The following is a 13,191-nucleotide window of genomic DNA, read 5'->3' as shown; positions in this document are numbered from 1 at the left end:
CTAGCAACTAAGGTTAACCAGTTGGGGATACCTTCTCCGGGTAAGGGCGCGTGCGCAACCATCTGATTTCAACCGTTTCTCGCGCCCCGGCACGGGAGCGGACATCTTGAACGGCGATCCGAAGCTGGAACGGATTGCAAAGGGCAATGCGCTGGCACTCTGCGCCACCGGAACCTGGACCGCGAGCTTCGCGCCGGTCCTGGAGCGGATGGTGGCTGACGCCGAGAAGCTCGCCGGCGGCCCGCAAAGCATCTTCATCGACGTGTCCGAGGTCTCCAAGCTCGACACCTTCGGCGCCTGGCTGATCGAGCGGCTGCGCCGCAGCCTGACGCAGGGCGCCGTCGAGGCGCAGATCGCGGGGCTGTCCGCCAATTATTCGAGCCTCGTGGACGAGGTGCGGCGGGTCAGGGCGACGCCCGTCATCGACACCAGCACGATCACCATCACCGGCATGCTGGAGCAGATCGGCCGGACCGTGGCCGGGGTTGCCGGCACCGTGGCAGGCCTGATCGACATGCTCGGCGCGGTGCTCGCAGCGGGCGCGCGCACCCTGATTCACCCGCGCTCGTTCCGCCTGACCTCGACCGTGCATCATCTCGAGCAGGTCTGCTGGCGCGCGGTGCCGATCGTCGTGCTGATCACCTTTCTGATCGGCTGCATCATCGCCCAGCAGGGCATCTTCCATTTCCGCAGGTTCGGCGCCGATATCTTCGTCGTCGACATGCTCGGCGTTCTGGTGTTGCGCGAGATCGGCGTGTTGCTGGTCGCGATCATGGTCGCCGGCCGCTCGGGCAGCGCCTACACGGCCGAGCTCGGCTCGATGAAGATGCGCGAAGAGATCGACGCGCTGCGCACCATGGGCTTCGATCCGATCGAGGTGCTGGTGCTGCCGCGCATGCTGGCGCTGGTGCTGGCGCTGCCGATCCTGGCCTTCCTCGGCGCGATGGCCGCGCTCTATGGCGGCGGTCTCGTCGCCTGGCTCTATGGCGGCGTCGATCCCGAAGCCTTCCTGCTGCGCCTGCGCGACGCCATCTCGATCGACCATTTCATCGTCGGCATCGTCAAGGCGCCGGTGATGGCCGCGGTGATCGGCATCGTCGCCTGCGTCGAGGGCCTCGCGGTGCAGGGCAGTGCGGAATCGCTCGGCCAGCACACGACGGCGTCGGTGGTGAAGGGCATCTTCTTCGTCATCGTCATGGACGGCGTGTTCGCCATCTTCTTCGCCTCGATCGGGATGTGACGATGGCTCCCGAGATCCAGAACCCCATCATCCGCGTCCGCGACATCACCGTGCAGTTCGGCGCGACGCGCGTGCTCGACGGGCTCGACCTCGACGTCAAGCGCGGCGAGATTCTTGGCTTCGTCGGCCCGTCCGGCGCGGGCAAGTCCGTGCTGACACGCACCATCATCGGCCTCGTGCCGAAGGTCGCAGGCAGCATCGAGGTGTTCGGCGTCGATCTCGATGCCTCCAATACGTCGCAGCGTCGCAATGTGGAGCGGCGCTGGGGCGTGCTGTTTCAGCAGGGGGCGCTGTTCTCCTCACTCACGGTGCGGCAGAACATCCAGTTTCCGATGCGCGAATATCTGCGGGTATCGCAGCGGCTGATGGACGAGATCACCATCGCCAAGCTCACCATGGTGGGTCTCAAGCCCGAAGTCGCCGATCGCTTTCCCTCGGAACTGTCGGGCGGCATGATCAAGCGCGTGGCGCTGGCGCGCGCGCTGTCGCTCGACCCGGATCTCGTCTTCCTGGACGAACCGACCTCGGGCCTGGACCCGATCGGCGCCGGCGACTTCGACGAGCTGGTCAGGACGCTGCAGCGGACTTTGGGGCTGACCGTTTTCATGGTAACCCACGACCTCGATAGCCTTTACACAGCATGTGACCGCATCGCCGTTTTAGGCAACGGTAAGATCATTGCGGCAGGGTCGATCGCCGACATGCAGGCCTCGCAGCATCCCTGGCTGAGGCAATATTTCCATGGCAAGCGCGCTCGCGCGGTGATGGGCTGAGGTGCCGGAGTAGCTGATGGAAACGCGCGCAAATTACGTGCTGATCGGGTCGTTCACGCTGGCGGTGATCGCCGCCGCGATCGGCTTCGTGCTGTGGTTTCAGTCGTTGCATACCACCAAGCAACGCAGCCCCCTGCGCGTGGTGTTCGAAGGCCCGGCCGCGGGCCTGCGCAACGGCGGCAGCGTCAATTTCAACGGTATCCGGGTGGGCGAGGTGGTCTCGGTGAAGCTCGACAATCCGCGGCGGGTTGTCGCACTCGCCATGGTCGAGAACAACGCCCCGATCCGCAAGGACACCCTGGTCGGCCTCGAATTCCAGGGCCTGACCGGCGTCGCCGCGATCTCGCTCAAGGGCGGCGAGGAGGCCGCGCCGTCGCCGCCGCTCGACGAGGACGGCATCCCGACGCTGACGGCCGATCCCAACAAGCTCCAGGATGTCACCGAGGCGATCCGCGGCACGCTCCAGAACATCAACAAGATCGTCGCCGACAATCAGGAATCGGTGAAGAACTCGCTGAAGAATCTCGAGACCTTCACCAACTCGCTCGCGCGCAACTCCGAGAAAATCGACGGCGTGATGGCCAAGGTCGACGGCGTGATGCTCAAGGCGGACAGCCTCATGCTCGGCCTCAACACGCTCGCCGGCGGCAAGGACGGCGGCGAGCTGTTTCTGGCGGTGAAGTCGATCCGTGAACTGGCCGACGATTTCGACAAGCGCTCCGGCGCATTGATGACCGACGGCCGCCGCACGCTCGGCGACATCAGCCGCGCCGTCAACAATTTCGACCGCAACCCGACCCGCGTCCTGTTCGGCGCCAGCAACAACGCGCCGCCGGCCGCGCCGCCACCACCGCCCGAGCCGCCGAAGCCTGCCGTGCCGGAGCGCCGGCGGCAGTAGCGTCCCAGATGTCGTCCTGGCGAACGCCAGGACCCATTACCCCAGGGAGGAGTTTGGCGAAGAGCAGTCGTTCGGTACTTCCACCGGCGGCAATCGACAGACCTCGCGGTATGGGTCCTGGCTTTCGCCAGGAGACGCCGAGTGCTTGGTCGAACGCTTCGTTCCTATGACGCCAAAACAAAACGGAGGCCGTGAGGCCTCCGTTTTCTTTCGTCATGCGTCTTGGCGACTGACCGCCTACCCCAGCCGGCCCGCTGCGTGCGCAAGCAGCGTGTACACCAGGCCCGTCTCCGAGGTCAGGTGGTTGCGCAGCTCCTGCGGGCCGCGGCCGTCGCGGGCGACTTCGTCGAGCAGGCGTTCGAACTCGGCGACGTAGCGGTCGACCGTGGCCTTGAAGTTGCGGTCGGAGCGATACTTGCGGGCGACCTCGTCGAAGGCCTTCTGGCCGGCGGGCGTGTAGAGGCGCTTGGTGAAGGCCTTGTTCTCGCCGCGCTGGTAGCGGTCCCACATCTCGGACGCGAGGTTGCGGTCCATCAGCCGGCCGATGTCGAGCGACAAGGATTCCAGCGGATTGCCGCCACCTTGCGGAGCCTGCGGCTGCGGCGCCGGTGCAGCCTGGCGGCCGCGCTGGGGCTCACGTCCGGTGGGCGCACCCTGGTTGGCGTCCGTGCGGCTCAACAGGTCCGACAGCCAGCCGTCACGGCCCTGGTCGTTGCCCGCGGGGGCGACCGGCGGCGCTTCGGTGCGGCGCGAGGAGGCCGGCATGCCGAGGTCCGGCGGCGGCAGCGTCGAGGCGCTGGCGCTCTCGCGCATGCGCGTCTCGGTGCTGCGCGCGCCGACGGCCGCGAGCATCGGCTCTTCCTGGCGCTGCACGCTGGCGCGGCCCGTCGTGGAGACGTCGAGACCACGGCCGTGCTGGGCCACGATGCGGTTCAGCTCGGCGAGCGCCTCGATCTGGTCGACGATCACCTTGCGCATCTGCGCAGTGCTCTCGGCGGCCTCCTGAGGCATCTCGAGCACGCCGCGGCGCAGCTCGTTGCGGGTGGCTTCGAGCTCGTTGTGCATCTCGAACGCCATCTGCTTCATGCTGGAGACGAGGTTGGTGAACTTCTCGGTCGACTGCTTGAACATTGCATCCGCCTCGTCGGTGGTCTGGCGGTAGATGTCGTGCATGGCCTCGACGGTCTGCCGGTGCTCCTCTTCGGAGGCCGACCGCACCGCCTCGAACTGGCGGGTGATCGCGGCGGAACCTGCGCCGGCGGTCTCGGCGACGACGCGGGCGATGTCGCGGGCACGCTCTTCGGCGGCCGCCAGCGATTCATCGAGCAGGCCGGTGAAGCGCGACAGGCGCTGGTCGAGATCGGCGGTGCGCAGGTCGATCGTGGTGACGAGCGATTCCAGCGCCTCCTTGCGTTCGGCGAGCGAGGCGGTGGTGTTCTTGTTGCTCTGCTCGACGACCTGCGCGGCCTCGACCAGTGCCTTGCCGTGCGCGTCGAACTGGGTCGACAGCTCGCCGAGATCCTGGAGCGCCCGCGTGGTCTTGCTGTTGAAGACGTTGAGCTGGTCTTCCAGGTTCTGCGTCGCAGCGCCGTTGCGCGAGGTGACGTCGTTCATCGCCGAGACGAAGTCGGCGACGCGCGTCACCAGCGCCCGCTCGAGCGAGTTGAGGTTGTCGTGCGCACCGGTCAGCACCTCCTGGAGCAGGATGTTGCCTTCGCGCAGGCGCTCGAACAGGGCGACCGTGTCGGTGCGCAGGATCTTGCTGGTCTCCTGCATCTCGGTGACGGCTGCGATCGAGACCTGGCGCGACTGGTCGATCGCCGCGCGGGAGGCCTGCTCGAGGTCCTTGAGCGACTTGTTGACGGCACCGGTCGCCATCTCGCTCGCCGAGTTGATGGTGCGCGCCACCTCGGAGCCGTTGCCCATCATGGTCTGCGAGAACGCGTGGCCGCGCGTCTCGATCGACTTCAGCGCGTCGGACGTGACGCGGTCGATGTCGAGCGTGAGCTGGCTGGTCTTGGAGCCGATCGCGTCCACGAGCGAGCCGCGCTTGGCGTCGATCATGTTGGCAAGACGGTCCGACTGCTGCTGCACGTAGGTGACGATCTCGTCGGTCTTGCCGGTCATGGCCTGGCCGAAGCTGCTGCTGGCGGCGAGCACCGAGCGCTCGACGTCCGCCGAGCTCGACTTGACCCGCGAGCTCGCCTCGTTGGAGGCATTAATCAACGCGTTCTGGGCGTTGAGCGCGCTGGTCTGGATGTCGTTGGTCGCGTTCGCGGTGGCCGTGCTCAGTGTACGCTCGATCTCGCTCGAGATCGTGCGGATCTGGCTTGCGGCATCCGCCGAGGTCGAGGTCAGCGAGGTCTGGGCCTCACGCGCGCTGTTGAGGATGGTCGAGGCGGTGTCGGCGCCGACCGAGGTCAGCGTGCGCTCGATGTCGATGGTCAGCGACTTGATCTGGCCTGCTGCGTCCGTCGAGGCGGAGATCAGCGTGCCCTGGGCTTCGCGTACGCCGCTGGTGAGCGCCTCGATGGTGGCGCCGCCGGCGGTCGCCAGCGCGCGCTGCATCTCGGCCGCCAGCGAACGGACCTGGCCGGTCTGTTCGGCGGAGACCGCCAGCAGGGTGCTCTGGGCATCGCGGGCGCTGGTCGTGATCGTCTCGGCGGTCGACTGGCCGACCTGCGAGAGCGAGCGATGCACTTCGGCGGCGAGGGACTTGACCTGGCTCGCCGCATCCGAGGACGCGTTGACGAGCGTGCTCTGGGCTTCGCGGGCGCCGGTCATGATGGTCTCCGCCGTCGCGGTTCCCGCCATCGAGAGCGAGCGCTGCACGTCCGAGGACAGCGCCTTGATCTGGTTGGCGGTCTCGCTCGAGGCCGCGATCAGCGTGCTCTGCGCATCGCGGGCGCCGGCGGTGATCGATTCCGCCGTGGTGGTGCCGGCCATCGACAGCGAGCGCTGCACGTCGGCGGTGAGGGTCTTGACGTGGTTGGCCGCGTCCGAGGACGCCGTGACGAGCGTGGTCTGCACCTCGCGGGCACCGGCCAGGATCGAGGCGGCGGTCGCCGAGCCTGCCGACGACAGCGTGCGTTCGACGTCGGCCGCGAGCCCCTTGATCTGATTGGAGGCATCGCCGGACGCTGCGACCAGCGTCGACTGCGCTTCGCGGGCGCTGGTCAGGATCGAGTTCGCGGCACCGGTGCCGACCGCGGTCAGCGCGCGCTCGACCTCGGCGGAGGTCATCTTGAGCTGGGCGTTGACGTCGGAGGAGACCGTCATCAGCGACTGCTGCGCGGTGCGCGCGCCGGTCTGGATGGTCTCGCTGGTGTTGACCACGAGATTGGTGAGCGAGCGCTCGGCGTCCTCGACATGCGAGCGGATCGCGGTCGAGATCATCTCGGCGCGGGACATCATGTCCTCGCTGGCCTGGCGTCCGCTGCTCTCGATGCGGCCGGCGACGGCCTCGACGCGCGAGCCGAGCAGGTCCTCGAACTGCGCCACGCGCACGTCGATGTCGCTGGCGACCGAGCCGACCTTGGTCTCGATGGCCTGCTGGATGTCCTGGAACCGCGCCGTGACCGTGTCGGTCAGGTGCATGCTGCGGCCGTCGATGATCTCGGTGACACCGGTGATGCGGCGGTCGACCGCCTCGATCGCCTGCGCGGTGCCGTCCGTGAGCGTCGAGGTCAGGAGGGTGAGGCGGGTATCGATCGACTGCACGGCCTGCGAGGCGCCGTTCGTCACCGCGGTGGTCAGGTAGGTGAGGCGCGTGTCGATGGATTCGAGCGCCTGCGACGCGCCGCCGGTGAGGGTCGTCGTCAGATGCGTGAGGCGCGTGTCGATCGACTGGATGGTCTGCGATGCGCCATCGGTCAGCGACGAAGTGAGGTGGGTGAGGCGGGAGTCGATCGACTGGATCGCCTGCGCGGCACCGTCGGTCAGCGACGAGGCGAGCGTGTTGAGCCGTCCGTCGATGGTCTCGGTGACCGACTTCGCACGGGTATCGAACGACTGTTCGAGCGCGGCAACGCGGCCGACGAGCTGCTCGTCGAAGGTCTTGATGTGACCGTCGATCGTCGAGTCGAGGCCCGAGATCTTGCCGTTCAGCGAGGCATCGAGGTTGCTGACACGTTCGCCGATCGTGGTCTCGAACTGCACCAGGCGCTGGTCGAGCACCGCCGTGATCGCGCCGCCGTTGGAGGTGAAGCGGGTGTCGAAATTGTCGACATAGGTCTTCAGCGACTCATGGATGTCCTGCGTGCGCTGGCCCATACGATCGACGATCTCGCCGCCGAAGGTCTTCACGGTGCGGTCGAACTCGGAAATGTGGCGGGTGATCAGCGCGCCCAGCGTGCCGGAGTCGCGGGCGAATTTCTCGACCAGCTCGGTGCCTTGGTTCTTCACCAACTCGTCGAAGGCGCTCATCTGGAGCGAGAGCGAGTCGTGCGCGGTCTCGGTCTGGCTGACGACCTTGGCGACCAGCGTGTTGACGGTGGCGTCGAGCGCTTCGCTCGCCTTGTCGCCGGAGGTCATGATGTGGCCGGCGAGGCGGTTGCCGGCGTCGTCGATCTTGGCGGAGAGGTCGTTGGAGCGCAGCTCGAGCTCGAGCAGCAGCGAGTCCGACGAATTCTTCAGGCTGTCGTGCACCTGCTCGGTGCGCTCGGAGATGCCGTCGACGATCGCGGCGGAGCGCTGCTCGAACTCGCCGGTGATGCGGTCGATGCGCTCGTTGAGCATTTCGTGGACGCGGTCGGCGAGATCGACGAACTCGTCGTGAACGTGGCCGGTCTTGAAATTCAGGCTGGTGGTCAGCCGCTCGCTGGCGTCGAGCACGGCGCGGGTGGTCTCGTTGCTGGCCTCCTCGAGGCGGTCGAGCAGGTCGCCGCCGCGCTCGCCGAGCGCGAGGATCATGTTGTCGCCGGCGTTGCTGAGCGCACCGGTGATGTGGGCGCCGCGCTCTTCGAGCGCGCCGGTGATGGACTTGGCGACCTCGTCGACGCGCGAGGCGATCGCGTCCGAGATCAGCGCGATGTCATGGCGCAAATCGATCTGCACGCCGGAGATGGCGCTGCGGACCTGCTCGGCTTGGCCGACCAGATTGTCGCGCTGATGCGCGATGTCCTGGAGCAGGGCGCGGATGCGCACTTCGTTGTCGGAATAGGCGCGTTCGAGCGCCGCGACCTCGTTGGCGACCAGCGTCTCGAGCTCGCCGGCGCGCGCGATGGCGCGCTCGATGCCGTCGCCCATCGCCGCAACCTCGCGGCGGATGGCCTGGCCGACGGTCACCATCGAATCCGAAGCCGAGCCTTCCGGCTCGGAGAAGCGGATCGCAACCTGGGCCATAGCCTGCGCGACCGAGCTCATTTGCTGGCCGCGCCAGACGAGGCTCGCCAGGAAGAAGAACAGCATGATCGGCGCGAAGAACATCGTGACGAGGCCGGCAATGGCCAACACGCCGCCGCTCTGGCCCATCGCCGCCTGGATCGAAGGCAGGAAGCCGACCGTCAGCGCGGCGCAGGCCGCCAGCCAGATGACGGTAAAGATCGTCGCGCCGGTGTAGATGTTGCGGGTCGGGCGTCCGGTCTGCAACGTCTGCAAGAGCTGGCCGATGGTCGCACGGTCGTCATTGGCGGCGCGGCGCGAGGAGCGCGGCTCCTCGACCTGGTCGAACATCGCGCGTTCGTTCGCGGCAGGACGCGGGTCGAAGCTCGGTTCGTCGAACATCGGGGGAGCCGGTGGCGCGACCGGAGGCGGCGTTTCGCTGCGCATCGAGGCGTTGCGGCTGGTGTCCGCCGCCGTGTCGCTGATGTTCAGGGCTTCCTGGATTGCAGAAAGCGCATCTTCTGTGGGGTCTTTGACCTTTTTCGGAGTGTTTGCCATGTTCAGTCCGAGCCCTCGTTACTTGTACGCGTCCCCCCGCGAGCCCTGCGCGCTACGCAAGCCCACAGTCCGGATCATGCCGCTTGCGCGGATCTCCGAGCCATCCCCACCCGGACGGCTTGTCCGCCAATTTCTCCAACATCCTATTGGCAGAGCGTCGCGAATGAAATGCCCGCGATTAAGACATTCTTAATCATCGTTAACAGGATCGCGCCGTAAGGCCTTAGCAATAAATGCAATTCTCCACCGGACTCGCCGGATTGCGGCAACATTTCGTCAATAAACCGGCAGATTTGCGCCAAACGGCCGGAACATTTCGTTAACCATTTCCGTGCTTGGGTGGAGCGAACTTGACCGCCGGACCGGCGGACATCGCGCGATGCCGGGGCCTGCGCCATGACTCCTGAACTGCAACGGATGGACTGGATGCCCTCGCCCCCGCTTGCACCCATCGATAGCCCGCTCGACCTCGATCATCTCTCCCGCATGACGCTCGGTGATTCCGAGCTGGAACAGGAGGTGCTGACGATGTTTGCCGAGCAGGCGGTGCGCCTGATCGCGGCAATGGCCGCGCTGCCGGCCGAGGCTGGCGCACTCGCCCACAAGCTCAAGGGCTCGGCGCGCGGGATCGGCGCCTTTGCGGTGGCGGATGCCGCAGCCAGCCTGGAGACCGCGATCCAGACCGGCCAGGGCCGGCCTCACGCCTTCGCCGCGCTGAAAGAGGCGGTGACCGAGGCTCGCGTCGCCATCGAGGCGATCCTCAACCCTTAGGGCGACAGCACCGGACCCGTGCTCTAGTCTTTGTTTTGACGGGTTTTCTTCCCGCGCAACGGTATTCGCGACTGAATCAAAACGCTATGGCGCCGGGCTGACCGACCCGTTATAGGACAGCCCGGACCCTCCTTCATTCCCTAGATCGCGGCAGCACGAGCACACATGGCCAAAATTCACTTTGTCGATCACAAGGGCGAAACCCGTACGGTGGACGTCGAGAACGGCGCGACTGTGATGGAAGCCGCCATCCGCAACAGCATTCCCGGCATCGAGGCCGAATGCGGCGGCGCCTGCGCATGCGCCACCTGCCATGTCTATGTCGACGAAGCGTGGCGCGAGAAGGTCGGCAGCCCGACGCCGATGGAAGAGGACATGCTCGATTTCGGCTTCGACGTGCGCCCGAACTCGCGCCTGTCCTGCCAGATCAAGGTCTCCGACGATCTCGATGGCCTGGTGGTGGCGACGCCGGAACGGCAGGCCTAACTCTCTTAGCTATCATGTGCTCGGCGGCGCGACTTCGATGCCGCGCTTGTGCCAGGGCCTGAGCTTCTCGAGCACTTCCGCGATCAGCGGCGTTGGCCGACGCGACGCTTCGTCGATCATCACGGCGACCGATGTCGCCGATGCAATGCACTTCCCTTCCGAAAACACCACCTGCTCGAAGGTCACCGACGTTCGTCCCAGCTTCGCGACGCCGAGGCCGAGCTCGATCGTGTTCGGCCAGTGCAGCTCCGCGCGAAAATGGATGTCGAGCCGCACCATGATCCAGGCAAGTCCGGGCGGCGTCAGGCCGTATTCCGGGAACTTCATCAGCGTGACACGGCCGGTCTCGAAATAGGTGGCGTAGACCGCGTTGTTGACGTGCTGGTTGGGGTCGAGATCGCCGAAGCGGACATTGTCGCTGAGGCGAAAAGGATAGTCCTCCAGGCGCGGCGTCGTATCGAGGCGGCTTGGTGCGTTCACCGATTGATCTCCGTCATATCGTTGCTGGTTACAGCCCAGTTATCCTGACCCGGCAAGTGGGCGCGGCTGCGGGGCGCTCCCGCTTTTATGCCTTCCCTGATCCATCCCCGTTGGCTAGACAGGCAGGGTCACCTCGGCCCACAGGGCGCCGTCCACCAAACGACCGACAAAGAGACGACATGAGCGACGCGATCAAAACCGATGTGCTGATTATTGGCGCCGGCCCCTGCGGTCTGTTCGCCGCTTTCGAGCTGGGCCTTCTCGACATGAAGACGCATTTCGTCGACATCCTCGACAAGGTCGGCGGTCAGTGCGCAGAACTCTATCCGGAAAAACCGATCTACGACATTCCCGGCATTCCGCAGGTTTCCGGACAGGGCCTCACCGACGCGCTGATGGAGCAGATCAAGCCGTTCCATCCGACTTTCCATCTCGGCGAGATGATCGAGACCGTGGAGAAGATCGGCGATCCCCTGTTCCGCTGCACCACGGACGCCGGCAAGGTGTTCGAATGCAAGGTGCTGGTGATCGCTGCCGGCGGCGGCTCGTTTCAGCCCAAGCGTCCACCGGTACCGGGGATCGAAGCCTATGAAGGAAGCTCGGTGCACTACGCCGTGCGCAAGATGGAAACGTTCCGCGACAAGAACGTGTTGATCGTGGGCGGCGGCGATTCCGCGCTCGACTGGACGCTCAATCTGCATCCGATCGCCAAGCGCATCACGCTCTTGCACCGTCGCGACGACTTTCGCGCCGCCCCCCACAGCGTCGAGCAGATGCGCGCGCTGGTCGCGGCCGGCAAGATGGACCTGCGGCTCGGCCAGGTCACCGCGCTGTCGGGCAACGAGGGCAAGCTGAGCGGCGCCACCGTCAAAGGCAACGACAACAGCGTGAACGAAATCACCTGCGACACCATGCTGCCGTTCTTCGGGCTGACCATGAAGCTCGGTCCGGTCGCAAACTGGGGCATCGCGCTGGAGAACAATCTGGTGCCGGTCGAGACATCCGCGTTCGAGACCAACGTGCCAGGCATCTTCGCGATCGGCGACATCAACACCTATCCCGGCAAGATCAAGCTGATCCTGTGCGGTTTCCACGAGGGCGCGCTGATGTCGCAAAAAGCCCATCGCTACGTCTATCCGGAGAAGCGGCTCGTGTTCCAGTACACGACCTCGTCCTCCAGCCTGCAAAAGAAGCTCGGCGTCAACTGACGGCGGCGGGCGATGCCCCATGTTTCTGGTGCTGGAACAGTTCGCGAAATCGCCGTAGTCTGCGGCCATTGCGGTAGGCGGCTTAGCAAGGCGATTGGCTCAGCAAGGTGATGATAATGCGGACTCTCTTTTCCAGCTTTCGGCTGTTCTCATTCCTCGCGCTCGCGATGGCGCTCGGTGCGGTGAGCCCCGTTGTGGCGCAAGTGCAGCAGCCGACCGCCGCGGGCCTGTGGCAGAAGGTCGAAGACGGCAAGACGGTGGGCTGGTTTCTCTTCATCGACCACAACGGCATCTTCGAAGGCGTCATCGCGAAAACCTTTCCGCGGCCCGGCGACGACCCGAACGAGATCTGCGCGAAATGCACGGACGATCGCAAGAACGCGCCGGTGCTCGGGCTCTCCTTCATCCGCGACATGAAGCGCGACGGCTTGAAGTATGACGGCGGCAACGTGGTCAATCCGCGCGACGGCAACATCTGGAAGGCCAAGATGACGGTCAGTCCGGATGGGCAGACGCTGACGATGCGCGGCTTCCTCGGCATTTCCCTGTTCGGCAAGGACGAGACCTGGACGCGTCTTCCCGACGCCAACATCGCACAGGTCGATCCCGCCATCGTCGCGAAATATCTCCCGGCGCCAACGACCGCCGCGACCAAGCCCGTGCCCGTGCCCGCGGCGAAGAAGGGCGGCGCGATGATGGCGCCGGCGCCGAAGCAGTAGGATCTACGTCGCGCGCCATGGTGCCCGTACTTCCGTAGCTCCACACATTGCCGTCATTGCCCGCCAAGGCGGGGGACTCCAGTACGCCGCAGCCTCTCCGCGTTGTTGCGCGGTGTCCCCCCGTGCGCAATCGCGCATGCGGCCGGCTGAGACAGCGGAGATCTTGGCGCGCGCGTAGCGATCATACCCCTCGAAAGACGAACGGTGCTGGACGCGCGCCAGTAGTTCCCCGGAATGCGCGCTGGCGCCAGATTTGCATAGCTATCCGCAAAGCTGTTGGGGGATGAGTCGCCGTCCTTGACGCCTTCGCCAAGTCGCGGAAGGCGGACGGCAACTATCGCCCCGCGGCGATGACCTCGATCCGCGGAGACGACATGAGACGTGCAATATCGCGTGCCGCCATGCTGCTGGTCCCGACGGTGCTGCTGACCGCCCCGACGATGGCGCGTGATGACGGCCGCTACGCCAACTCGCCGTTAAAACCCTGGTTCGAGAGCCTGCACAGCGAATACGGCCAATGCTGCTCGGATGCCGATGGCTACGTGGTCGCCGATGTCGACTGGGAATCCGACAAGGGCCGCTATCGCGTGCATCTCGAGGGCGAATGGGTCATCGTGCCCGACGGCGCCGTCATCACCGTGCCGAACAAGATCGGCCGCACCATGGTGTGGAAGCACTACATCGACGGCCATCCGCGCGTGCGCTGCTTCATGCCGGGCAGCATGACGTAAACGGA

11 protein-coding genes are annotated in these 13,191 nt (G+C 65.8%); 8 read left to right on the top strand and 3 right to left on the bottom strand.

The window, feature by feature from the left end; all coding sequences use genetic code 11:
• The first annotated feature begins 106 nt into the window (after positions 1 to 106).
• Genes AC0L3U_RS33790 through AC0L3U_RS33780 form a run of 3 tightly spaced genes read left to right on the top strand, consistent with a single transcriptional unit; the run spans position 107 to position 2,911 of the window.
• Positions 107 to 1,240, top strand: a complete 1,134-nt coding sequence (locus AC0L3U_RS33790; RefSeq protein WP_456769110.1) for an MlaE family ABC transporter permease — start codon at positions 107 to 109, stop codon at positions 1,238 to 1,240.
• 2 nt (positions 1,241 to 1,242) lie between these two features.
• Positions 1,243 to 2,013, top strand: coding sequence for an ABC transporter ATP-binding protein (locus tag AC0L3U_RS33785; RefSeq protein ID WP_247400481.1), 771 nt, complete (start codon positions 1,243 to 1,245; stop codon positions 2,011 to 2,013).
• Positions 2,014 to 2,029: 16 nt separating this feature from the next.
• Positions 2,030 to 2,911, top strand: coding sequence for an MlaD family protein (locus tag AC0L3U_RS33780; protein ID WP_456769111.1), 882 nt, complete (start codon positions 2,030 to 2,032; stop codon positions 2,909 to 2,911).
• A 237-nt stretch (positions 2,912 to 3,148) separates the two neighbouring features.
• Here AC0L3U_RS33780 and AC0L3U_RS33775 read toward each other — a convergent pair whose 3' ends face one another.
• Entirely contained in the window at positions 3,149 to 8,791 is a 5,643-nt protein-coding gene (locus AC0L3U_RS33775; protein WP_473364627.1) for an apolipoprotein A-IV repeat region-like domain-containing protein, read from the bottom strand.
• Between the two features lie 143 nt (positions 8,792 to 8,934).
• On the bottom strand, positions 8,935 to 9,189 hold the full coding sequence (locus tag AC0L3U_RS33770) for a hypothetical protein (RefSeq protein WP_473364626.1): 255 nt from the start codon (positions 9,187 to 9,189) through the stop codon (positions 8,935 to 8,937).
• Here AC0L3U_RS33770 and AC0L3U_RS33765 point away from each other — a divergent pair.
• Both AC0L3U_RS33765 and AC0L3U_RS33760 read left to right on the top strand, forming a co-directional pair.
• Positions 9,188 to 9,562: an Hpt domain-containing protein gene (locus tag AC0L3U_RS33765; RefSeq protein ID WP_027566855.1), complete on the top strand. Its 375-nt coding sequence runs from the start codon at positions 9,188 to 9,190 to the stop codon at positions 9,560 to 9,562. The genes AC0L3U_RS33770 and AC0L3U_RS33765 overlap by 2 nt on opposite strands.
• A 165-nt stretch (positions 9,563 to 9,727) precedes the next feature.
• Positions 9,728 to 10,048 carry a 2Fe-2S iron-sulfur cluster-binding protein gene (locus tag AC0L3U_RS33760; protein ID WP_007602043.1) on the top strand — a complete coding sequence of 107 codons (321 nt, stop codon included), beginning with the start codon at positions 9,728 to 9,730 and terminating at the stop codon, positions 10,046 to 10,048.
• Between the two features lie 12 nt (positions 10,049 to 10,060).
• On the opposite strand, the gene AC0L3U_RS33755 is transcribed toward AC0L3U_RS33760, so the two are convergent.
• The gene (locus tag AC0L3U_RS33755) at positions 10,061 to 10,528 is read right to left on the bottom strand and encodes an acyl-CoA thioesterase (RefSeq protein ID WP_473364625.1); all 468 of its coding nucleotides are present in this window, start codon (positions 10,526 to 10,528) and stop codon (positions 10,061 to 10,063) included.
• 179 nt (positions 10,529 to 10,707) lie between these two features.
• Between AC0L3U_RS33755 and AC0L3U_RS33750 the strand changes: the two genes are divergently transcribed.
• The 3 genes from AC0L3U_RS33750 (at position 10,708) to AC0L3U_RS33740 (ending at position 13,186) form a co-directional block, all read left to right on the top strand.
• Positions 10,708 to 11,736, top strand: coding sequence for an NAD(P)/FAD-dependent oxidoreductase (locus AC0L3U_RS33750; RefSeq protein ID WP_085357944.1), 1,029 nt, complete (start codon positions 10,708 to 10,710; stop codon positions 11,734 to 11,736).
• 116 nt (positions 11,737 to 11,852) lie between these two features.
• Positions 11,853 to 12,455, top strand: coding sequence for a DUF2147 domain-containing protein (locus tag AC0L3U_RS33745; protein ID WP_456769116.1), 603 nt, complete (start codon positions 11,853 to 11,855; stop codon positions 12,453 to 12,455).
• A gap of 374 nt (positions 12,456 to 12,829) precedes the next feature.
• Positions 12,830 to 13,186: a hypothetical protein gene (locus tag AC0L3U_RS33740; protein WP_473364624.1), complete on the top strand. Its 357-nt coding sequence runs from the start codon at positions 12,830 to 12,832 to the stop codon at positions 13,184 to 13,186.
• Positions 13,187 to 13,191 lie beyond the last annotated feature (5 nt).

This window comes from Bradyrhizobium sp. Kon69, from assembly GCF_055807515.1.
The sequence above is the reverse complement of the archived record's forward strand: the minus strand, read 5'-3'. Positions and strand labels throughout refer to the sequence as shown.